This is a genomic window from Rhizocola hellebori (assembly GCF_016862955.1).
Classification (GTDB): Bacteria; Actinomycetota; Actinomycetes; order Mycobacteriales; family Micromonosporaceae; genus Rhizocola; species Rhizocola hellebori.
In genome coordinates, this window is sequence record NZ_BONY01000127.1 from 1 (window position 1) to 21,700 (window position 21,700).

20 protein-coding genes are annotated in these 21,700 nt (G+C 66.8%); 11 read left to right on the top strand and 9 right to left on the bottom strand.

Features of this window, described 5'->3' with window-relative positions:
• Positions 1-41: 41 nt before the first annotated feature.
• The 3 genes from Rhe02_RS46660 to Rhe02_RS46670 are packed head-to-tail and all read right to left on the bottom strand — an operon-like array spanning position 42 to position 3,765.
• Positions 42-1,811 (bottom strand): glycosyltransferase 87 family protein, encoded by a 1,770-nt coding sequence (locus tag Rhe02_RS46660; protein ID WP_203915017.1) that lies wholly within the window; start codon positions 1,809-1,811, stop codon positions 42-44.
• Positions 1,812-1,814: 3 nt separating this feature from the next.
• Positions 1,815-2,957, bottom strand: a complete 1,143-nt coding sequence (locus Rhe02_RS46665; RefSeq protein ID WP_203915018.1) for an MFS transporter — start codon at positions 2,955-2,957, stop codon at positions 1,815-1,817.
• Between the two features lie 13 nt (positions 2,958-2,970).
• Positions 2,971-3,765 (bottom strand): alpha/beta fold hydrolase, encoded by a 795-nt coding sequence (locus tag Rhe02_RS46670; RefSeq protein ID WP_203915019.1) that lies wholly within the window; start codon positions 3,763-3,765, stop codon positions 2,971-2,973.
• A 92-nt stretch (positions 3,766-3,857) separates the two neighbouring features.
• On the opposite strand from Rhe02_RS46670, the gene Rhe02_RS46675 reads away from it, so the two are divergent.
• The 6 genes from Rhe02_RS46675 to Rhe02_RS46700 all read left to right on the top strand — a co-directional run bounded on the left by Rhe02_RS46675 (position 3,858) and on the right by Rhe02_RS46700 (position 8,371).
• Positions 3,858-4,763, top strand: coding sequence for a LysR family transcriptional regulator (locus Rhe02_RS46675; RefSeq protein WP_203915020.1), 906 nt, complete (start codon positions 3,858-3,860; stop codon positions 4,761-4,763).
• Complete coding sequence (locus Rhe02_RS46680) at positions 4,760-5,101, top strand: YciI family protein (RefSeq protein WP_203915021.1); 342 nt, start codon at positions 4,760-4,762, stop codon at positions 5,099-5,101. The genes Rhe02_RS46675 and Rhe02_RS46680 overlap by 4 nt, the downstream gene beginning before the upstream one ends.
• A complete protein-coding gene (locus Rhe02_RS46685; RefSeq protein WP_373320802.1) occupies positions 5,098-6,363 on the top strand; it encodes an RNA polymerase sigma factor in 1,266 nt (421 codons plus the stop codon). Before Rhe02_RS46680 ends, Rhe02_RS46685 begins: the two co-directional genes overlap by 4 nt.
• Before the next feature lie 4 nt (positions 6,364-6,367).
• The gene (locus Rhe02_RS46690; protein ID WP_203915022.1) at positions 6,368-7,111 is read left to right on the top strand and encodes a DUF899 domain-containing protein; all 744 of its coding nucleotides are present in this window, start codon (positions 6,368-6,370) and stop codon (positions 7,109-7,111) included.
• 38 nt (positions 7,112-7,149) lie between these two features.
• The gene (locus Rhe02_RS46695; RefSeq protein WP_239124514.1) at positions 7,150-7,488 is read left to right on the top strand and encodes a YciI family protein; all 339 of its coding nucleotides are present in this window, start codon (positions 7,150-7,152) and stop codon (positions 7,486-7,488) included.
• An 82-nt stretch (positions 7,489-7,570) separates the two neighbouring features.
• Complete coding sequence (locus Rhe02_RS46700; protein ID WP_203915023.1) at positions 7,571-8,371, top strand: SDR family NAD(P)-dependent oxidoreductase; 801 nt, start codon at positions 7,571-7,573, stop codon at positions 8,369-8,371.
• Between the two features lie 3 nt (positions 8,372-8,374).
• Here the strand turns inward: Rhe02_RS46700 and Rhe02_RS46705 are convergent, their stop codons facing one another.
• From Rhe02_RS46705 to Rhe02_RS46725, 5 genes are read right to left on the bottom strand one after another with little or no spacing between them, the layout of a single operon-like run.
• Positions 8,375-9,859, bottom strand: coding sequence for a fused MFS/spermidine synthase (locus tag Rhe02_RS46705; protein WP_203915024.1), 1,485 nt, complete (start codon positions 9,857-9,859; stop codon positions 8,375-8,377).
• A gap of 43 nt (positions 9,860-9,902) precedes the next feature.
• Complete coding sequence (locus tag Rhe02_RS46710; protein ID WP_373320803.1) at positions 9,903-10,913, bottom strand: LacI family DNA-binding transcriptional regulator; 1,011 nt, start codon at positions 10,911-10,913, stop codon at positions 9,903-9,905.
• Positions 10,914-10,918: 5 nt separating this feature from the next.
• Positions 10,919-11,758, bottom strand: a complete 840-nt coding sequence (locus Rhe02_RS46715; RefSeq protein ID WP_239124515.1) for a carbohydrate ABC transporter permease — start codon at positions 11,756-11,758, stop codon at positions 10,919-10,921.
• The gene (locus tag Rhe02_RS46720) at positions 11,755-12,681 is read right to left on the bottom strand and encodes a carbohydrate ABC transporter permease (RefSeq protein WP_203915026.1); all 927 of its coding nucleotides are present in this window, start codon (positions 12,679-12,681) and stop codon (positions 11,755-11,757) included. The genes Rhe02_RS46715 and Rhe02_RS46720 overlap by 4 nt, the downstream gene beginning before the upstream one ends.
• 2 nt (positions 12,682-12,683) lie before the next feature.
• Positions 12,684-13,979 carry an ABC transporter substrate-binding protein gene (locus Rhe02_RS46725; protein WP_203915027.1) on the bottom strand — a complete coding sequence of 432 codons (1,296 nt, stop codon included), beginning with the start codon at positions 13,977-13,979 and terminating at the stop codon, positions 12,684-12,686.
• Positions 13,980-14,149: 170 nt separating this feature from the next.
• On the opposite strand from Rhe02_RS46725, the gene Rhe02_RS46730 reads away from it, so the two are divergent.
• Positions 14,150-16,135, top strand: coding sequence for a beta-galactosidase (locus tag Rhe02_RS46730; protein ID WP_239124516.1), 1,986 nt, complete (start codon positions 14,150-14,152; stop codon positions 16,133-16,135).
• Here the strand turns inward: Rhe02_RS46730 and Rhe02_RS46735 are convergent.
• Entirely contained in the window at positions 16,129-17,682 is a 1,554-nt protein-coding gene (locus Rhe02_RS46735; RefSeq protein ID WP_239124517.1) for a glycosyl hydrolase 53 family protein, read from the bottom strand. The two genes, Rhe02_RS46730 and Rhe02_RS46735, sit on opposite strands and share 7 nt — an antisense overlap.
• Positions 17,683-17,894: 212 nt before the next feature.
• Between Rhe02_RS46735 and Rhe02_RS46740 the strand changes: the two genes are divergently transcribed.
• The 4 genes from Rhe02_RS46740 (at position 17,895) to Rhe02_RS46755 (ending at position 21,650) form a co-directional block, all read left to right on the top strand.
• Positions 17,895-18,986, top strand: a complete 1,092-nt coding sequence (locus tag Rhe02_RS46740; RefSeq protein WP_203915028.1) for a cellulose binding domain-containing protein — start codon at positions 17,895-17,897, stop codon at positions 18,984-18,986.
• 11 nt (positions 18,987-18,997) lie between these two features.
• Positions 18,998-19,579 carry a hypothetical protein gene (locus Rhe02_RS46745; protein ID WP_203915029.1) on the top strand — a complete coding sequence of 194 codons (582 nt, stop codon included), beginning with the start codon at positions 18,998-19,000 and terminating at the stop codon, positions 19,577-19,579.
• 33 nt (positions 19,580-19,612) lie between these two features.
• Positions 19,613-20,062, top strand: coding sequence for an ester cyclase (locus tag Rhe02_RS46750; RefSeq protein ID WP_239124518.1), 450 nt, complete (start codon positions 19,613-19,615; stop codon positions 20,060-20,062).
• A gap of 109 nt (positions 20,063-20,171) precedes the next feature.
• Positions 20,172-21,650, top strand: coding sequence for an alpha/beta fold hydrolase (locus Rhe02_RS46755; protein ID WP_203915030.1), 1,479 nt, complete (start codon positions 20,172-20,174; stop codon positions 21,648-21,650).
• Positions 21,651-21,700: the final 50 nt, after the last annotated feature.

Below are 21,700 nucleotides of genomic sequence, written 5' to 3' on the forward strand. Positions count from 1 at the left end.
ACCAATAATATAGAACAGAGGTACGACAAAAAGTGTTGGTGCTATGAACCACTAAGGCGATCGCGGTAGACGGCGAGGGGGCGGCCGTCGGTGCCGTAGGCGATGATGCTGCCGTTGGAGATATTGGCGCTGCGGAAGGAGAATCCGCGCTGGCCGGGATAGATCTCGACGAGCGGGACAGCGCGGGGAGCGCCGCCGGGGGCGGACTTGTACTCGAGGCGGGCGACGGTGGCGTCTACGACTCCATTCACGCGAACCTTGGTGGGTTCCCAGAATAGTTCGAAGTTGACCGGGACGTCGCGGACCATGTCCACGCAGGCGGAATAGCTGTGGCACACAAAGAAGTAGCGGGGGTTGTCCACGTCGGCTGCGGTGTAGGCCTTGAAGGTGGGGTCGGCCCCGGCGGGAAGTGGAAGCACCGCAAAGAAAGCCAACGTTGCGGCGGCTGTTGTTACGCCACGCAGCCATGCGCGGCGTGACAACGCTGCGCTCGGGCCGATAGAGCCCCGATTGTCGGCTGCTACGCCAAGCCCATGAAGTCGGCGCTCGGCCGGGGCATCGAAACCTTCGTCGGCAAAGGCCTCCAGAATGGAATCGCGGGTGTCCTGGCTATCGCGCCGGCGGCGAGATAGGGCCGCGATGCTGAAGGGAGTCATGGGAATTTGGGATCTGCTGGGGAGGGTCACGGCGACTGTGGCGGTGCCTAGACCGGCTAGGCAGATCGCTAGAACGCTTAGGGCGCGGGCGTTTTCGAAGAGGAACTGGAGACCTTGGGTGGAGGGAAGGGTGCTCATGATGACGCCCATCGAGGCGACCATGGCGACCATCAAAGCCATGCCGGCGACACGTTGGAGGGCACCGGTCGCCCCGATGAGGAGCATGGCGGCGAGCACGGGCCACACCTGATGGTGGGTCCAGGAGACCGGGGACGCGGCAACGGTGGCACAGCCGACCAGGACGGCGGCGCGAGCGGGATGCCCGTCGAGGGCCAGATTGCGGGCACGGATCAGGGCGACAGTGCAGATGATCAGGACGAGGGCGGCCCAGAGTGGGGGCAGGGCGGTCTCGGGGACCCCAGCACGCAGCAGCATTCCGTGCACGGATTGGTTGCCGAGCGAAGCGAGGTCGCCGATGCGTGAGGTGGTGAGCATGGTCCGCGACCAGTAGGTCCAGCTTTCGCTGGGCAGCACGGCGAAAGCAACGAGGCCGCAGGCCAGGAAGGAGGCGATGGCTCGCACGCCGTCACGGCCTCGCCCGGAGATCGCAAAGTAGACCACGAACAGCAGGGGTGTGAGCTTGATGGCGGCAGCCAGGCCAACGAGCGCGCCGCGGAAGCGGGCGGGAGTCAGGCCAATCGCATCGATCAGAGCAAGCAAAACTATGAAGATACTCACCTGACCGAAGCGCAGATTGCTTTGTACAGGAGCGGAAATGACAAGCGCGCAAGCAGCCGCGGCGACGGCGAGACCCCGCTTCTCCGGCGTCCTGGCGATGGCGCCACCCAGAGCGAGCGCGACGACGATCACCGCGGCGCAGACCAACAGCAGCCAGGTCAGCTGGACCACTGGCTCGGGAAGGAGACCGATGGGCCAGAGCACAACAATCGCGAAAGGCGGATAGGTGAACGGACCGCCATTTTCGGCCACATAGGAGTAAAGCGGTTGTCCGCCTTGGACCCATTGCACGGCACCGTAATAGATGTGTAGGTCAGACAGGCGCTCCCACATCGGCCGCCGCCACACCAGGACGGCGGAGACAGTGGCGATCAAGGCGAATAGCGCCCACAGCATCCGGGTTTGGCGAACCAGCACGACTCAGGGTAACCCCGATACATGCCGGCCGATGGAGCGCAAGATGGGTGGCCCGGCGAGCGCCACCACGAGAGCGAGAACGGCGGGCAGGATCATCGCCATCGTCAGCGAAGAAGTGGAAGCGACATAGCCAATGAGGGCCGGACCGGCCAGTGTTCCGGCATAGCTGATCGTGGTGACGGTGGAAAGTCCCTTCGCGGTGCCGTTTCCGGCGGTACCGATGGCACTGGCGATCACGGGCCAGACCAAAGCCATTCCAGCCGCGGTGAGACACCAGCCGGCGATTGCCAGGAATAGACCGCCGATGAGGAGGGGGGCGACGAGGATCAGTGCGTATCCGCTGGCGGCGGTGAGGCCGGCTGTGAGCAGGGTGCGAGGTGGACCTAGTCGGGCTCGGACACGGTCGCCGGTGAAGCGCACGATGGTCATTGAGACGAAGAAGAGTGTGTAGACCAGAGAGCCGGTGGCGGGAGTGGCACCGAGGACCCGTTGGGCGTGGATGCCGGCCCAGTCGATGGCAGTGCCCTCGGTGAGAAACGCCGCTCCGCCAAGCACTCCGAGCGCAGCGAGAATGGGAAACCCGGGCAGGGCACCGGGGACCACGGCAGCGGCGGTGACGGCGGTGGGGAGGGGTGGGGTTTGGGGGGTGGGTAGGGCTTTTGCCGGTACCCAGAAAAGGATGGCTAGGAGGAAAGCGCCGATGGCCGGATGAAGGCCGGCTGTGACTGCTGCCCCGCCCAGCACGGCGCCCAGGGTCCAGGTGCCGTGGAGGGTGGACATGATTGGGCGGGACAGCTGGCGCTCCATCAGCACCGCCTGGGTGTTCAGCGCCACGTTGAGCGTGCCCATGAGCAAGCCGAGCACGAATGTGGCGCAGAACAACCAGGCTGGGCTGGTGGCGATGGCTGGGCCGCCGAGCCCCAGCGCGCACAGGGGGCCGGCGAGTCTGAGCAGGCGGCGGCTTCCGGTACGGTCGGCGAGCCGGCCGGCTGCGGGCATGGCGATGATGGCGCCGATGCCGAGGATGAGCAGGAGGTTGCCGAGGCGGCCGGGGCCGAGGTTGAGGCGGGTGTCGGTGGCGGGCAGGGCGGCGCCCCATAGTGCGGTCAGCGCCCCGGTGAGGTGGTAGCAGGCGGAGATTGCCATACGCCCGGAAGGCTTAGCCGACAAGGAATTCCCTGATGGCCGGGGCCAGCAGCTTCGGGTCCACGTCGTGGAAGTGGCCGAACAGGCTCAGGTGCTGTGCGTCGGGAAGGTGTTCGACCAGGGCTTGTGTGGTCTCACGTAGCCATGGGGTGCTGGCGCCGCTGTCGACCACGAGGGTGGCGATGCCGACCGAGCTGAGCTGGGCGGGCGGGATCGAGCCGGCGATGGTGGTGTCGTAGACGAGGGTGTGGGCGATGGCCTCAAGGGCTGGCCGGTAGGGCGAATTTCGCATCCCGGCGATCATCTCGGCGGGGATGCCGACGGCGGTCTGGAAACGTTCCACGGCCTCGCCGCGGCGGCCGGCGCGCACCATTTCGTCCAATATGGAGGGTAGTTCGCGCACCGGGTTGAGCAAGGGGTCTGCCGGAAGCGGCGGCTCGAAGAGGACCAGCTTGGTGATGGGTGCGCCACGCAGGGCCGCCCCGAGCGCGAGCACCGCGCCGGAGGAAATTCCATACACATAGGCCTTTCCGCCCGCCTCGGTGATGAGTGCTTCCAGGTCGTCCAGCTCCCGCTCGATGGCCCAGGGCTGAGTGTCAGTGCTGGCCGCACGGCCACGGCGGTCGTAGGTGTAGACGGTGAAGTCGGCTATCAGCTCCGCGGCCAGCGGCCAGGTCGGTCCGGCGCCGCGGTAACACATCGCCCCGTCCACCAGGATGATGGGCGGTCCGGCCCCGGCGCGGTCGAAGGCGATCGCCGTACCATCCTTGGACTGCACTGTGCCGTCGGTCTTTTCGTTGGTGTACATGGCTATCAGTACAGTCGCGGGTGGTTACCAGGTCCAACATCGAGTCTTTCTAGATCTACACACTCGGCGTGTTAATCGGATAGGAAGGGGGTATGGCCGACCACCTCGACTTCAGGCTCCTGCGCTACTACGTGGCGGTGGCCGAGGAGCTGCACTTCACGCGGGCCGCGCAGCGCCTTTACGTCGCGCAGCAGGCGCTGAGCCGTGATGTCCGCAAGCTTGAGGAAATCGTTGGGGTGCCGCTGCTGCAGCGAACCACCCGCAGTGTCGCGCTGACCCCGGCGGGCGAGCGGATGCTCGACCGGGCACGCGAGCTGATCGCGCTCTACGAGCAGACCCTGCATGAGCTTCGGGGAGATCAGGCATCGCTGTTTGTCGACGTCGCCGGGCGGGGCCTGCTGCCGTCGCGGGTGCTGACCCGGGCGCGGCAGCTTGTCTCGGGTTTCGACTTCGTCGCGCGGTTCGGTGGCGGCCTCGCCGATTCGTTGCCGCGCTTGGCAAACCGCGAGCTCGATGTGGTCTTTGGCGCGCTTGGCGAGCCCGCGCCGGCCGGGGTCGAACACCGGCTCGTCTGCGCCGAGCCCCTTGCTTTGCTGGTCCCGGTCGGTCATCGGCTGGCCGGGTCGGCCGAGCTTGCCCCGCAGGCCCTGCGCGACGCCCAGGTCTGTTGGCGCGCAGGCGACCATGTCGAGCCGGAGTGGGAGCGCCTCGCGGTGGACCTGCTCGCCTCGGTGGGCGCGCCGACCGACCCGGCGTCGGCGCACGCGCAGGTGCGCGGGCTTGACGAGCTGGAGTATCACCTGCACAGCCGCAACGCGCCCGTGCTCACGCTGGCCAGCCAGCCGCCTGTCCCCCGGGCCGAGCTGATCCCGCTGACCGGAGCGCCCAGCTACCCGTGGAGCATGTGGTGGCGCAAGGGTTTCCGGCATCCCGGTCTGGAGGCGCTGCACACCGCGGTCGACGAAATGTCGTCCCGACCCGGAGGATGGACGTCATGAGGTACATGCTCCTGCATCACGGCGACGAAAATCTCGCGCTCAGCCCGGAGGAAGACGCGCAGGTCCAGCACCAGCTGGCGATGTGGATCGAGGAAATGGTGGGCCGCGGGGTCATCGTGCACGGCGACCGCCTGCGCCCGACCGCCGAGACCACCTCGGTGCGCGTGCGCGATGAGGAGATCGTCGTCTTCGACGGGCCGTTCGCCGAGACCAAGGAGCAGATGGGCGGCTACGACATCATCGAGGTGGCAAGTCTCGACGAGGCGATAGAGGTGGCGTCGAAGCATCCGGTCGCCCGCCTCGGAACGGTTGAGGTGAGAGCGTTCTGGCCGCTGTGAACGGCTCTGTAGACGCCGATGTCGATGCGGCGGTCAGCGCGGCTTTCCGCGACGAGTGGGGCCGGGTGGTCGCCACCCTGATCGGCATGACCGGCGATTGGGATCTGGCCGAAGACTGCGCTCAGGAGGCCTTCGCCCAGGCGCTGAAGAGCTGGCCGGCCGAGGGGATCCCGCGCCGCCCCGGCGGCTGGCTGACCACGGTGGCCCGCAACCGCGCGCTGGATCGCTTGCGCCGCAACGCGGTCGAGGCGACCAAGTTGCGCGACGTCGTCGTGCTCGCCACTGCGGGAGCGGGCAGCGAGCAGGCCGAGACCATCCCCGACGATCGGCTTCAGCTGATGTTCACCTGCTGCCATCCCGCGTTGCCGTTGGAGGCCCGGGTCGCGCTGACCCTGCGCACGCTGGCCGGGTTGTCCACGGCCGAGATCGCGCGGGCGTTTCTGGTCACCGAGGCGACGATGGCCAAGCGGCTGGTGCGGGCGAAGCAGAAGATTCGCGACGCGGGCATCCCCTACCGGGTCCCGCCGGTCGAGGTGTTGCCGAGCAGGCTGACCGGGCTGATGGCTGTCCTATATCTGCTCTTTAATGAGGGATACACTTTTTCGGGGGCGGAGCAAGTGCGCCAAAACCTTTGCGCAGAAGCGATCCGCCTGGCCCGCGTGCTGGCCGCGCTGATGCCCGCCGAGCCCGAGCCCACAGGTCTGCTCGCGCTGATGCTGTTCCACGATGCCCGCAAACCGAGCCGGGTCGACGCCGAGGGCGAGCTGGTCACCTTGGAGGAACAGGATCGCAGCCGGTGGGACGCAGCCGTGATCGCCGAGGCCAACGACCACCTGCGGCGGGCGCTGGCGCACGGGCGGGTCGGCCCCTACCAGCTGCAGGCGGCGATCGCGGGCAGCCACTGCCACGCGGCGCGGGTCGAAGACACCGACTGGGCCTCGATCGCGCGGCTCTACGCCCATCTGAGCAAGGTCATGCCCACCCCGGTGGTGGAGCTGAACCGGGCGGTGGCGGTGGCCATGGCCGACGGACCCGAGGCGGGCCTGGCCATCGTCGAGTCCATCGCGGCCGGCGGCGCCCTGGCCGGTTACCACCTGCTCGCGGCGACCCGGGCCGACCTGCTTCGCCGCCTGGGGCGGTTCGCGGAGGCGGCGGTCGCCTACCGCGAGGCGCTCAGCCTCACCACCTCGGAAGCGGAGGGCAAATATTTACGCCGCCGTCTTGGTGAGGTTGTCCATCCGGGGCGGTCCCGTTCGTCGTGAGGACATGAACCTTCCAGAAATCGCTTCGCGCGAGCAGTGGCTGACAGCCCGCAAGGCACTCCTGATCAGGGAGAAAGAGTTCACCCGGACCATGGATCTGCTCAACGCCGATCGGCGCAGGCTGCCGATGGTGCGCATCGACAACGACTACGTCTTTGAAGGTGCGCGGGGCGAGACGCGCCTGCTCGACCTGTTCGGGGATCAGCCACAGCTCATCATTCAGCACGTCATGTTCGGGCCGGAGTGGGAAAGGGCGTGCCCGAGCTGCTCGGCCGGCCTGGATGAGCTCTCCCCGAGCCTGCTCGACCATCTCAAGGCACGGAAAACCGCGTTCGCCGGGGTCTCCCGCGCACCCTATGCCAAAATCGCCGCGGAGCTTGCCCTGACGGGCTGGAAGTTCGAGTGGGTTTCCTCGTTCGGCAGCTCGTTCAACTTCGACTTCCATGTCACATTGGACAACACGGTGACTCCGATTTGGTTCAACTACCGCGATGAGGTCGAGCTGGAGCAGACCGACATGGCCTGGCTGACCAAAGAGCAGCCCACCGAGCACGCCGGGTACAGCTGCTTCCTACGCGACGGCGACACCGTGTTCCACACCTACTCCACCTACGCGCGGGGCACCGAGCAGACCGGTGGGGCCTACAACTACTTGGACATGACCGCGCTCGGCCGCCAGGAGGACTGGGAGGAGCCCAAGGACCGCTCGGGAACGACGCGCGGCGCCCAGCCCAACTTCTTGAGCTAACAGCCGGATCCGATGGTCGGCTGTGGGACGGTGGTGGGGTGAGGTACCTGCTGATGATTTGCGACGACGAGTCCGTGGAGATTACTGCGGAACAGCTCGCCACCGATGGGAGCCATGTCGCGTGGCTGCGCGAGATGACCGACCGCGGGATGTATATCGCCGGGGCGCGGCTCAGGCCGGTGGCCACCGCCACCACGGTGCAGGTGCGGTCGGGCGAGATGTTCATCTCCGACGGGCCTTTCGCGGAAACGAAGGACCTCATCGGCGGGTTCGTCCTGCTCGACTGCGCCGACCTCGACGAGGCCATCGCGGCGGCGGCCAAGCATCCGGTGGCCGCCTACGGAAAGGTGGAAATCCGGCCGCTGTGGACTTCCTGACCGGGAAGGTGTCCATGTGCCCGGCGGCCGTTCGTCGGTTGGCTGAAAAGCCCATCGGGGGCCGACGAGCGGAGGTTGGAAAGTGTTACTCACCGACAGGATTGCTGTGGTCTACGGCGCGGCCGGCGCAGTGGGAAGCGCGGTGGCGCGCACCTTCGCCCGCGAGGGAGCGCACGTCTTTCTCACCGGGCGAACGGGTTCAGCGTTGGAGAAACTGGCGATGCGCATCACCGAGTCGGGCGGCAGCTGTGCGGTGGCCGAGCTTGACGCGCTCGACGAGGAGGCCGTGCGCGGCCACGCCGACGCGGTGGTGCGCCAGGCCGGCCGCATCGACATCTCCTTCAACGCCATCGGTGTCGACCATCGGCAGGGTGCGCCGCTGACCGAGCTGTCGCTGGCCGAGTTCAGCCTGCCCATCAGTACCTACACCGCCACCCAGTTCCTCACCTCGACCGCGGCCGCCCGGCACATGAAAGCGCAGGGCTCCGGCGTGATCCTGCCTCTTTCCACGACCGCGTCCCGGGTGGCCATGCCGACGGACGGCTTCGGCCCGGCCTGTGCCGCGGTCGAGGCGCTGTCGCGTCAGCTCGCCGGGGAGCTGGGCCCGTTCGGGGTGAGGGTGGTGTGCCTGCGGCCGGACGGCATTCCGGAGACTGTCGAACAGGGCTCGCACGCGCGCGAGCTGTGGAGCCGGGCCGCCGCCGAAGCGGGCATGACCCTGGCTCAGATGCTTGAGGGCACCGTCGGCGTACCAGGCGCGCTGCTGCGCCGTTCGCCAACGCTCGCCGATGTCGCCGAAGCGGCGGCCTTCTACGCCAGCGATCGGGCGAGCGGGATGACCGGGGTCATCGCCAACCTCACCTGTGGTTCGCTGGTCGACTAGCCGTCAGGGAAGGATGAGCAGCTGATCGACGGGGGCGAAGTCGTCGGTCAGCACCTGCATGCCGCCGATGAAGTCGGTCAGCCCGGCCCCGAAGACCACCACGACGGCCTCGTCGCTGGAGTCGCTCAGGTGCTCGGCGAGGGCGACCAGTGGCAGCGGCTGCTGCGAGGCGACGATGATGAAGTTGGCTCCCACCTTGCCGTCGACGGCCGCGGGCGGGGCGATGAGCGCCACGTGAGGGAAGACGGCGGCGACCGTGGCCACCTCGGCGCGGATGAAGCGGGAGGGCGGATAGTCAATGACATTCTGGGCGTAGATTCCGTTGGGCCGCAGCACCCGGGCGATCTCCTGCGCCATCTCCTTGGTGGCCAGATGCCACGGCACGGCGAGATCGCCGAAGGCGTCGCCCACCACCAGATCGGCCGAGGCGTCGGCACGGCCGCCGATGAGCATCCGGGCGTCACCCGCGACCGCTTTCAGGTCGGGACCTTCGCGCACGGCCAGCTCGCGCTCGCCGAGGTCGATCAGCCGGTCATCGATCTCGAAAACCACGTTGTCGCTTCCGGGCCGGGTGGCCGTGACATAGCGGGGCACGGTGAAGCCGCCGCCGCCCAGGTGCAGCGCGTCGATCCGTTCCCCGCGCGGCTTCACCAGATCGGCGACCGCGCCGATCCATTGCGTGTAAGCGAACTGAAGGTGGCTCGGATCTTTGAGGTCGACATAGGAGTGCTCGGCCGCGTTGAGGAACAGCACCCGTCCCGACGGGTTGGCCGGATCGACCCGCACGGCCGCGCAATGGTAGGCGGTCTCCACATCACACGGGTTGGGCGCCAGCACCGACAGTGCCGCCCCGGCGACCCCGAGCACGGCCAGCGCCGCGACCACCTTCGTCTTGGGCGCCTGGCGCAGGTATACCGCCACCCCAACGCCCGCAACGGCCAGCGACACCGCCAGGCCCACCATGATCACGCTGCTGGGCAGCGCGGCCACCAGGACGAAACCGGTGGCCAGGGTGGCCGTGACCGCGCCCAGCGTGCCGATGCTCGACAGCCTGCCGACCACTTCACCCGTTCGGCGCAGGTCTGCCAGTTGCAGCTTCACCACCATCGGCGGCACGGCGGAGAGCACCAGCGCCGGGACAAAGATGGTGATCATTGTGAGGAGCAGGATTCCCGGCACCGCACCACCCCGCAACGCCTCGCCCGCAAGGCGAACCAGCGGCAGCGTCACCGCGGTGGCGATGCCGGCCAGCACCAGCGCCCCGGCCACCAGCCGGCGCGGGTCGAACCTATCCGCCAGCCAGCCGCCAAACCATGCGCCATAGGCGATCGCGGCCAGGGCCACGCCGATCACCGAGCTTGTCACCTGAAGGCTGACGCCGACGTAGGGCCCGACCAGGCGCAGCGCCACGGTCTCCAGCACGAGAACGGCGCCGCTGGCGAAAAATACTAGGAATGCGGCCAGTTTGCCCGGCAATGGATGAGCCATTGTCGGATCATACGGCGCTGCGCGCGGGACGCAGCGCTGCTGATCAGGCGGAGTCGCGAATGACCAATTCGGTGGCCAGCACGATGGATTCGGGTCTGGTCGCGCCGTCGACGAGTTCGAGCAACATCCGCACGGTCTCCTCAGCGACCCGTTCCAGGGGCTGACGGACGGTGGTGAGCGGAGGATGGGTGGAAGAGGCGACCGCCGAGTCGTCGAAGCCGCCGATCGCCACATCCTCGGGCACCCGGCGGCCATTCACCCGAAGCGTCGCGAGCGCGCCGGCGGCCATCAGGTCGGAGCCGACGAAGACCGCGTCGAGGTCGGGCGCCCGGGACAGCAGCTCGGCCATGGCGGCCTCACCGCCGCTGCGCGTGTAGTCACCGTGGACGATGAGCTTCTTGGTCGCCTTGCGGCCGAGGACGTCACAGAAGCCCTCGAGCCGGTTGAGCCCGCCCGGGGTGTCGAGCGGCCCGGTGATGGTGGCGATCTTTTTGCGGCCCTGTTCCACCAGGTATTGGGTCATCTGCCGAGCGCCTTCGCGGTCGTCGGCGGCCGCGTAGGGGATGATGCCTTCCCTGCCGAGCACCGCGCCGCAGGCCACGGCCGGAATGGCCAGCCCTTCCAGCTCCTCCACCAACGGATCGCCGGCGTGGGTGGACAGCAACAGGACTCCGTCGGCGTGACCGCCGCGCAGATAGCGCACGACCCGTTCCCGGTCGCCGTCGTCGCCGGCCACCATCATCACCAGCGCCACGTCCTTGACGGCCAGCCGCCGGGTGGCGACGCGCAGCAGGAGGCTGAAGTTCGGGTCTTCGAAGAGTTTCTCCTGCGGCTCCGAAAGCACCATCACCACTGTCCCGTTGCGCTGGGTCACCAGGCTGCGGGCGTTGCGGTTCACGACGTAGCCGGTCTCGGTGACGGCCCTGCGCACGGCGGCCAGGGCGGCCGGGCTCACGTAGGGGTCGCCGTTGAGGGCACGCGAAACCGTGCCCCTGGACACCCCCGAGACGCGGGCCACGTCGTGGATGGTGGGTCTGCGCCTGGCGCTGGTCACGCTCATTAGCTTTTCACAGACCCGCCGGACAGGTCAGTGCGCCAGTACCTCTGCATGGTCAGGAAGAGCGCGATGAGCGGAATTATCGACAGCAATGCTCCCGTAATCACCAGGTTGTACAGGGCGGGCTGGTTGGCCCCGGTGACCAGCAGCGTGTAGAGCCCGACGGTCAGCGGGAACTTTCCGTCGTCGGCGAGCATGATGTAGGGCAGCAGGAAGTTGTTCCAGATCGCGACGAACTGGAACAGGAAGATTGTCACCATTCCCGGCCCCATCATCGGGAACGCGACCACCCGCAGCAGCCGGGTTTCACTTGCGCCATCGATGCGTCCCGCCTCCAGAAGCGCGTCTGGGATGGCCGCCGAGGCGTAGATGCGCGCGAGATAGATGCTGTATGGGCTCAGGATGCTGGGCAGCAGCACCGCCCAGTAGGTGTCGGCGAGCCCGAGCTTGGCCAGCAGCAGGTACTGCGGGACGGCGAGGACCACCGATGGCACCAGGATTCCGCCGATGAGGGTGGTGAAAATCAAGCCCCGCCCCGGAAACTGGTACTTGGCGAGGGCGTAGCCGGCCACCGACGAGACCACTGTCGCGAGCAACGCGCCACCGCCGGCATACAGCGCGGTGTTCGCCATCCAATTCCAGAAGATTCCGTCCCGGTACGCGGAAAGGTCGGACAGGTTGCCGAACAACCCGGTTCCGGGCGTGAACGCCTGCGACGTGAACAGCTCAGCCCGGGATTTGGTGGCGGCGGTCAGTACCCAGATAACAGGCAAAAGACAGTAGAAAGCGCCCAGCAGAAGCAACGAGGTGGGAAGCCAGCCGATCGGGCGTTGTTTCCTCACACGTCCTCCCCGAAGGCGCGACGCCGAACCAGGCGCAGGAAGCCCAGCGACGGGATGAGCGAAATCACCGCGATGACGATCGATGTCGCGGCGGCCGAGTAGAGGTCGCCGGTGACGAACGCGTCGCGATAGACCTTCATCAGCGGACTCCAGGTGGAGCTCAGCGCGTTGGTGATGGGCCGCAACGTCACGGGTTCGGAGAAAACCTGGATGGTCGCGATGATGGAGAAGACAGTTGTCAGCACTATCGCGGGTACCAGCATCGGCACCTTGATACGCAAGGCGATCGCCCACTCGCTGGCCCCGTCGATGCGCGCCGCTTCGTAGTAGTCCCGCGAGATCGAGCGCAGCTGGGTGTAGAGCACCAGCATGTTGAAGCCTGTCCCGCCCCAGATCGCGATGTTGGCCATCGAGAAGACCACCGTCCCCGGACCGAGCAGGTCGACTCCGGTGATTCCCACGGCTTCCAGCAGATCGTGGATCGGGCTCAGGCTGGGCAGGTAGAGGAAGCCCCAGAGCAGGGTCGCCACCACGGCCGGCACCGCATAGGGCAGAAAGATCGCTATGCGGGAGAACCGTCCGAACCGGACGGTCGCCGAGTCGAGCAGCAACGCGAAGACGAGCGCCAGCCCGAGCATGAGCACCAGCACGCCGATGGCGTAGCCGAGAACCCTTACCCATGAGGCCCAGAACTCACCGTCGCTGATCGCGGCGCGATAGTTGTCAAGGCCCACAAAGATTTCCTTGCGGGAACCCTTGCCCAGCCCGAGCCCGGAGAACTTGGCCCGGCGCAGGCTCAGGTAGACGGTGTACCCGATGGGCACGGCCACGAAGAAACAGAACAGCGCGATGGCAGGCGCCAGATAGAGGTAGGGGATGGCGCCCGCGCGCGATGCGCGGGCGCCCCTACGTGCTCGTGCCATCGTTATGACGCCAGCTTGAAGCCGGACTTCTTCATGTCAGCGACCGTAGTCTCATGCACCGTCGTCAGCGCGTCGGTGAACGAGGACTTGCTCTGCACGGCCTTGTCGAAGGCGTCCTTGTAGGCGCTGTAGGCCACGTTGACGTTGGGCCCGAAGGTGAAGCCACGTGCGGTGCTGGAGACCGTGGTCGCCACTTTCCAGAAGTCGGACTGGTTGCTGAAGTAGTCCGGCGCCTGGGTGAGCAGCGACTGCCCCTTCTTGGCCGCTGGGTAGACCGCGGCTTCCTTGATGAGTAGATCCAGTGCTTTGGCATCGGTGTTGAGCCAAGCCGTGAACTCGGCGGCAGCCTTGCGGTGCTTGGAACCGGCCGCGACCGCGATGGACGACCCGCCCCAGAATCCGCTGAACTGCTCGCTTGCGCTCCACTGTGGCAGTGGCGCGATGGCCCACTTGCCCTTGCCGTTGGGAGCATTGCTGGAAAGCACACCGGGCGCCCAGACGGCCGAGGCCCAGCTGAGCAGCTTGCCGTCGTTGAGCGCGGCGTTCCACTCCGGAGTCCACTGGGCCTGCGTGTCCACCACGCCTTCGTTGGCCAGGCCGCCCCAGTAGTTGGCGACCTTCTTGGTGGCGGTGTCGTTGATGCCGACCTTCCAGGCATCCCCGGCGATCGACCACCACTGTCCGCCGGCCTGCTGGGAGAGCCCAGCGAACCAGCCCGGATCCTTGCTGGAGAAGCCACCCAGGTAGACGCTCTTGTCCTTGGCGTGGACGGCCCGGGCGGCCGCGGCGTATTCGTCCCACGTCTTCGGGACGGTGACGCCGTATTGGGTGAACAGATCGGTGCGGTAGTAGAGCATCATCGGTCCGCTGTCCTGTGGCACGCCATAGACGGCATCGGTGCCCAGGGTCACCAGGCCCCAGATCCCGTCACTGAACTCGCCTTTGATCGCGGAGACATCGGCCTTGATATCGGCGACCGCCTCGGCCGCGACGAAAGATGGCAGCATCTGGTACTCGGCTTGCATAAGATCGGGCGCGTTGCCCGCTTTGGCCGCGGTGAGGAATTTGGCCGCAGATTCGTCGCCACCGGCCTGCTTGCTGACGGTGACATGGATATTGGGATGGGCCTGGTTCCATACCTCGGCGATCTTGTCCATGTTCGGAGCCCAGGTCCAGAAGGTCAGATCGACGGGACCGGTCTCTTGCGGTGTCGCCTCGCCCTCGCCGCTCGTGCAGCCGGCCGCTAGGGCGCCGACGAGCAGGGCGGACATCACGATCGTGAGCCGCTTGGTACGCATGGATCCTCCGTCGGAGAGATTTCCAACCTGTGAACGTTCACAGTGCGCAACAGTGTGTAACTTTGTTTCGGCCGCGTCAAGAGTCGTTCAATTGGAACAGGTACTTCACGGAATCCTCCCCGGTCCACTACTGTGCACGTTCACAGACCTTCACGCACTCAGGGGGACCCGTGCCCGCGCAACCACGCTTTCCAGAGCGCCCCGGCGGAATCGCCTTCGGAGGCGACTACAACCCCGAGCAGTGGCCGCGCGAGGTGCAGGAGGAGGACATCGAGCTGATGCGCCAGGCCGGGGTAAACCTGGTCAGCCTGGGCGTTTTCACCTGGGCCCTAGCCGAACCGGCCGAAGGCCGCTACGAGTTCGGCTGGCTCGACGAAATCATCGATCGCCTCGACGCTGCCGGAATCTCGGTAGATCTGGCCACCCCCACCGCCGCGCCCCCGCCCTGGTTCTCGCGCGCCTACCCGCAGAGCCTGCCGGTCAACCGCGACGGGGTGCGGCTCGGCGTCGGCGGCCGCCAAAACGCTTGCCCCAGCTCACCTGAGTACCGGCGGGCCACCGCCGCGCTCGCCCGCCAGCTTGCCGAGCGCTATCGGGACCACCCGAGCGTGGTGATGTGGCACGTCCACAACGAATACGGCGCGCCCCTGGGCGAATGCTTCTGCGAGACAAGCGTTCTGGCCTTCCGCGACTGGCTGCGCGCCACCTATCACGACCTTGACGCGCTGAACTCGGCCTGGGGAACCCTTTTCTGGAGCCAGTGCTACAGCGCTTGGGAGGAGATCGACGCGCCACGCGCCAACCACACCGTGATCAATCCGGCCCAGCTGCTGGATTTCGCGCGCTTCACCTCCGGCGAGCATCTGGCCTGCTTCACCCTGCAACGCGACATCCTGCGCGAGATCACCCCGGACAAGCCGGTGACCACCAACTTCATGACCACCAACTGCAAGTCGATGGACCTGTGGCGGTGGGCCCCCGAGGTCGACGTCGTCGCCAACGACCACTACCTCAACGCCGAAGTGGACGACAACCACATCAACCTGGCGATGTCGGCCGATCTGAGCCGCAGCCTCGGCGAAGGCCGGCCGTGGATGCTCATGGAACACTCCACCGGCGCGGTCAGCTGGCAGTCGCGCAACATCGCCAAGCTGCCCGGCCAGATGCGGCGCAACAGCCTCGGGCACGTCGCCCGCGGCTCGGACTCGGTGCTGTTCTTCCAATGGCGCGCCTCCCGTTTCGGGGCCGAGAAGTTCCACTCCGCGATGGTGCCGCAGGCGGGCAAGGACTCCGGCATCTGGCGCGATGTGGTACAGCTCGGCTCGGACCTGCGCAAGCTCGGCGGGGTGCGCGGCAGCCGGGTCAAGGCCGAGGTGGCCGTGATCTGGGACTGGGAGTCGTATTGGGCTTTGGAGCTGGACTGGCGGCCCTCCCGCGACCTGAACTTCCGGGAGCGGATGGACGCTTTCTACACGGCGCTATGGCGTGAACACGCGACCGTGGACTTCGTTCATCCCTCAGGCGACCTATCTGGGTACCGATTAGTGGTCGCGCCGAGCCTTTACCTGCTCAGCGAACACGCCGCGAAGAACCTGCACCGGCACGTCGAAGCCGGCGGGCACCTGCTGGTGTCGTACTTCTCCGGCATCGCCGACGAACACGACATCGTCCACTCCGGACCGTACCCGGGCGCGCTGCGCGATGTTCTCGGGCTGTCCATCGAGGAGTTCCATCCGCTGCGGGCGGGCGAGACGATCGCGCTGTCCAACGGTCAGCACGGCCGGATCTGGTCGGAACGGGTACGCCCGGCCGGGGCAGTCGCGGCCGTGGACTTCGCCGACGGCCCGGACGCCGGCCACCCGGCCATCACGCGTCACGACTATGGGCGCGGCGTGGCCTGGTACGTGGCGAGCAGCATCGACGATCTGCGGCCCCTGCTGTCACAGGCGCTGGACGAGGCTTCGGTGACCCGGCCCCGCGACCTGCCCGAGACGCTGGAGGTGGTGCAGCGCGGCGGCCATCTGTTCCTCATCAACCACGACACGGCGCCCGCCAAGATGATCGGCGTGCACGGCGTGTCCCTTTTGGACGGTCAGGCCTGTGCCGGTTCGGTCATCGTGGCGGGCGGGTCGGTAAGCGTGATCGCGCTCTACTGACCGAACACCGACATCCCTTGCAGCGCACGGGAGTTGTAGTCGAACAGGGCCTGGTTCTCCCAGCCGTTGCCAGATGACGGGTTGGTGGGATCCCAGCCGGATCCGGTCACCGCTGTCCAGCCTGGCTCCCAGTAGAAGACACCCATGCCACGCCCGTTGGGCACGGCCTTCACCGCGTTGACCACGGCCCGGAACGCGTCGGCCTGCCCCTGCGGCGTGGCCGGATAGCCACACGTCGAGACATGCGACGAGTTGAAGATGTTCGGCTCGCTGTCCTTCTGGGTCAAGGTGAATCCGTAGGCCGTTTCCGCCACGACCACCGGCTTGCCATAGCGCGCCGCCATGTCGTTGAGGTTGGCCTGCAGACCGGAGAGCGGGCCGTGCCAGTAGCAGTAGTAGGAAGCCCCGATCACGTCGAAGGGCACCCCGCGCGAGGTGGCGTTGTCGAACCACCACCGGAAGGTGGCGTTGTCCCCACCCTCGGCCAGGTGCAGCATCACCAGGGTCGACGCGGAGACGGCCTTGGCCGCGTTGCTTCCGGAGGTGAGCAGCTGGGCGAGGTTGGCCCAGTTCGAAGTGCTTCCGGTCGGCAGCAGCATGCCCGGGTTGATCTCGTTGCCGATCTGCACCATGTCGGCCGTGGTCCCCTGATTCTTCAAGGAATTCAGCACATCGAAGGTGTGGTTGTAGACGGCCGTATTGAGCTGAGCCAGCGAAAGGTTCGCCCACGCCGCGGGTTTGACCTGCTTGCCCGGGTCGGCCCAGGAGTCGGAGTAGTGGAAATCGATGAGCAGCTTCATGCCCTGGGCTTTGATGCGAGTGGCCATCGTCAGCACCCGGGCCTTGTTGTTGTAGCCGTCGGCCGGGTTGACCCACACCTTGAGCCGGGCATAGTTCATGCCGGCCGTCTTCAGGATCGCCAGCGGGTCGCCGCGCGTGCCGGTGCTCGTGAAGTAGGTGCCGCCGAAGTCCTCGTTCTTCTTCACCGACGAGACATCGCCGCCCATGATCTGCAGGCGCTGCCCGCCGCCGCCACCGCCGGTGACACTCACATCATCCACATTTATCCATTGATTTGCCGAAGCGTTGGAGAAGATGCTGACCGTGCAGGAACTCGACGTGACGTTCGCGGTCACCGAGACCTGTACCCAGGTGTTGCTGCTCAACGGAATGTTGGCCTGTGCCTGGGCACCGCCGCAGTTGCGCAGCGCGACGTAGGCCGCCGCCTGGCCACCGCCCGATCGCACCCACGCCGACAGCGTGTACGAGCCCGCGGTGAGCCCGGTCAGCGTCTGCTGGGTTTCGACGCTGTAGGCCGACGCGGCCCAATGGGTGAGGCGGAAACTTCCGCTGCGCCCACCGGCTTCGGTCTTCGACGCCGCAACGGTCCCGGTCTCCGACCAGCTCGCCGGCGTCTGGGTGGCGCCGTTGGACTCGAACCCGGGGTTCGTCACCGTCGTCGCGCCAATCGCCGGGCTCGGCGGCCAGAGCAGCACCGAGGCGAGCACGGTCAGCACCGCGGAAAGCGGTGCCCGTCGTGAAAGCATTTGTCCCTCCTGATAGGTGAGTCGCTGGAAGCACATCGACACCATCGCAGGGCCCGGTCCTGTGAACGTTCACAGAACCATTCATCAGCATCTCTTGTCAAGCAGGGTGACAGGGCGTGGGTTCGCGGGGAGAATGGCTGTCGCAAGCGGAGCCAGGGCACGCGCGCTCGTCTATGCGTCGGTTCCGTCTTGCCTAAGGAGACAAGCAGCACATGGGATTCTCCCTCATTCAACGTGCCCACCGGCTGGCCGCGGCATGCGCGGTGACCCTCGCGGCGGGCCTGGTGGTCGTTCCCGCCGGCATCGCCTCCGCGGCCCCGGCCTGCAAGGTGACCTATACGAAGACGTGGGACAACGGCTCCGGTTTCGGGGCCACCCTCCTCATCGAGAATCTGGGCGACCCGCTCACGGCGTGGTCGCTGACCTACGCCTGGCCCGGTGCCCAGCGCGTGAGCAACGGCTGGTCGGCGATCTGGTCGCAGACGGGCGTCAACGTCACGGCGCGCAATGCCTCGTGGAACGGCAATCTTGCCACCAACGCCTCGGTGGTCATCGGGTTCAACGGCACCTACACCGGAACCAACATCGACCCGGTTTCGTTCGCCCTCAACGACACCGTCTGCACCGGCCAGCCGCCGGTCAGCCCAGAGCTGGAGCTGACCACGCTGACCGTCACCGTCCCCGAGGGCGGCACCGCCGGTTACGGCGTGCGGCTGACCGCGCGACCGTCCGGGCCGGTCACGGTCACCTCGACCGCAGGCGCCGGAGATACCAGCATCACTGTCGCGTCGGGCTCGGCGCTCACCTTCACCCCAGCGAACTGGCAGACCAGCCAGGCCGTCACCCTGGCCGCGGCCGAGGATGCCGACGTCAGCGCGGGCATGCGCCAGATCTCGGTCAGCGCACCGGGCATGGCGCCGTTGACCGTGACCGCGACCGAGTCCGAAAACGACGTCTGCGTCTGTCCGCCGCTGGTCACCCCGACCGTCCTCAACGTGCCCGAGGGCGGCAGCGCCACCTTCACCATGAGGCTGACCGCGGCACCGACCGGGAACATCATCGTCACCATCACCGCCGGCGGCGGTGGCGACCCGGACCTCACCGTCTGTTCCGGCGCGACTCTCATCTTCACCCCGGTCAACTGGCAGATCCCGCAGAACGTGACGATCTGCGCGGCCGAGGACGCGGACACCGTCAACGGATCCCGCACCTTCATCTTCGGTTTCGTGGGCGCTACTCCCATCGCGGTGACCGCCACCGAGATCGACAACGATCTTCTTTCCTCCAAAATGGACAATGCTTAAGGAGGGTGTCAATGCTCAGCATTTCCGTTCAACGTTGGCTCATCATCCCGTTGGTGGCTTCGGCTGCGGTACTAGCGGTTCCGACCGCGGCATCCGCGAAGCCGATCCAATTCTTCGAGGAGAGAGCCGAGGCGTTCTGGGAGGTGCCGCACGCGTGCGCCGACGGCTCCACCGTCCCGGGCACGCTTCTGGTCAGCACCACGCGCGCGTTCTCCGCGCCCGACACCGAGGATCCCACTCCCACGGCCAGGCTGCAGTTCCTCGCGGTCTGCCCCGGCGGGTTCTCGTTCAGCTGGGGCGCCCCGGCTGTTCCCGCGACCATCACCAGTAACCGCAGGCTCAAGCACCTCACCGCTAACGGAACCGGGGTGGCTCGCGACATCCTCGGCGTCTCCCACCCGGTGACCTTCGATGTCGCTTGGCAAAAGGCGGGTCCGCTGGAGAGGACAGTCAACGCGCCCGGAAGCATCACGAAAGAGCGCGTGCAGACCGCCGATGGTGTGGTCACTTTCGACGGCACGGTCCTTTTCGACGGCCCGAGCAACCACCCCACCCGACCCGCACCATTCATTCGCGTCGACATCGAGAAGTGAATTTTGTGGGACAATAGGGGCACATTCGGTTCCATGGAACGGGGGTGGATCATGGGACAGGCACGTGACGTCATGGATCGGCTCACCGCAGCCGCCGGCACCGCCAAGAAGGACATCGAGGCGATCGGCAATTGTTTCGCCGAAGACGCGATCGCACACACGCCGGACCACGGCGAGATCAAGGGGAGGACAGAGATTGTCCGCTGGTGGGCACAGATGATGGAAGCTGTGCCCGATGGAAGATACGAGTCCGTGCACAGCTACGAGGTCGGCGACACCGCGATCGACGAAGGCTACCTGTCCGGGACGAACAGCGGCTTCATCACCATGCCGACAGGCGAGAAGCTGCCTCCGACCAACAAGCGGGTAAGACTTCGCGGCTGCGATCTGGCGACCGTAGAAAATGGATACATCGTGGACTATCGGATCTACTTCGACCAGATGGAGTTCCTCGAGCAACTCGGCCTGGCCCAGCAGTCCTAGCCGCCAAGCCGATGACCGCGGTCACGGCAAGCCCGTGACCGCGGCACCTCTGCCCGGCGGCAGGTCATGGTCGATCGGCGCTCGAGCGTGATTTGTCAGGGTGTCGGCCATGACCAATGCCATGACGGACTTCTATTCGCAGCAGCCTGCCTGGGTAACCAGCGACTTCGATCCGCGGGTTGAGGTCGCCAGCGTCGAGGCGCCGATGGATTACGCCCGGCCGGAGGGCGAGCGGATCACCGTGGCGATCAGCCGTATCAAGTGCACGGGCGGGGCGAAACGGCGCGGAATGCTGCTGTCGCTCAACGGTGGCCCGGCCGGGAACTGGGGTCAGGGCATCAAACTGCCCCTGCGATTCTCCTACACGCCGCTGATCGAGCACTACGACCTCATCGGGATGGACCCGCGCGGCAGCGGCCGGTCCACACCGCTGTACCGCGAGGATCCACAACCGTTGGCGGGCTTCAATACCCGGCCCAGCGACGAGGACTTCGCGATCATCGCCGACGATGCCCGGCGCATGTATGAGGGCTGTGCTCGACTGGGCGGGGCTTACCGGGAGCAGATCACCTCGGCCAACATCGCCCGCGACATCGATCTGATTCGCGCGGCGCTGGGCGAGGAGAGGCTCTCCTTCGTCGGCTACAGCGGCCCGACCTACATCGCGGCCGTCTACGGCACCATGTTCGGCTCGCGGGTGGATCGGATGGTGCTCGACTCGGCCCGCAATCCCGATGTCGGCTGGCGTGGCCAGTTCCACGCGCAGGTCCCCGCGATCTACGAGAACATCCACGCCTGGGCCGAGTGGGTCAGCGAACGCCACCTGCGCTTCGGGCTGGGCACGAGCATGGCGGAGGTGCTGGACGCAGCCGAGGTGGCCGCTCACCAGACCGACACGACGCAATTCGACGTCGCCATCGGCTTTGCCGCCAGGCACCGTCCACTTTGGGGAGTGCTGGCCGATGCCGTGGCCGGGCTGCGCGACGGGGGCGACGACGACGCCCACGCTGCGGTGCGCAAGCTGGCTAGCCAGGACGCCTGGGCGCCCGGTGAGCCGCAGGAACGGGTGCAGTCGGTGACCGAGTCCGCCACGTCTGAGGACGATTGGCCCACGGATCTGGAGAGTTACTTCACCGACATGCGGATCGCCCGCGAGAAATACCCTTATGGATTCGGGGTTTCCCGCTTCCAGCCGCAGGTCGCCACGTTCTGGACCGACCGCAAGATGGAGCGGCCGCCCCAGATCGTGCGCGAAGGCTACGGGCCGGGCGTCGTGGTCCACGGTGCCGGCAACTCCATGCTGACCCACGCCGACGGCGAGGCGATGGCCAAGCGGCTGGGATTCAGCATGATTTCCGTGGCCGACGAGGGCCAGAACGAGATTTTCGCCAAGCGCGGCAACAAGGCAGTGGACGACTACGTCTTCGCTTATCTGATCGACGGCGTCCTGCCGCCCGAGCGAGTCACCTGCGCCGGCCCCGCCCGCCCCGACATCGCCCCGGACGCCGCCGGCGGCGCCACCCGCCCCGAACCCGGCACCCTCGTAGCCCAAGTCGAAACCTGGATCGCCGCCAACACCGCCTGGTAACCCACCCACCACCGAAATCCTCTGCCGCGTGTCGCTTGCGCACGCCAGAA